The organism is Verminephrobacter aporrectodeae subsp. tuberculatae, from assembly GCF_026127385.1.
GTDB classification, from domain to species: domain Bacteria; phylum Pseudomonadota; class Gammaproteobacteria; order Burkholderiales; family Burkholderiaceae_C; genus Acidovorax; species Acidovorax aporrectodeae.
Genome location: NZ_QZCX01000020.1, coordinates 1 through 372 on the forward strand (window position 1 = coordinate 1; position 372 = coordinate 372).

Consider the following 372-nt stretch of genomic DNA (forward strand, 5'->3'; position numbering starts at 1 on the left):
GAGGTCGGTGATTTGGGCCAGGTTCACGCGAATCTTGTTGCCCGTCGAACTGTTGACGGAGGCAGGATTCAAGGCCTGCTCAATGGGCCCCGGGGCCGTCAGCGTGATCTCCCAGGTGGTGGTGCCGCCGCCGGTGCTGCGCAGGTTGGACAGCGTTGCGCCTCCGCCCACCGTCAGGTCGTCGATGCTGAAGCTGCTGGCGTCGATGTCTTCGGAGAAGCGGATGACGACGGTGGTGCTCTCGCCCAGGTGCAGTTTGTCGTCGGTGATCGTGATCGGGTTGGTCGCCGCCAGCGTGGGGCCCGTGGTGTCTGCTGGCGTGTCGTTGCGCACCGCGGTGGCCGCGAAGCTGGCCACGTCGTTGCCGGCAGC

General features: G+C 66.7%; 1 protein-coding gene. It reads right to left on the minus strand.

The window, feature by feature from the left end:
- A partial coding sequence (locus D5041_RS21930) for an Ig-like domain-containing protein (protein ID WP_265285838.1) occupies positions 1-372 on the minus strand: 372 nt, incomplete at both ends.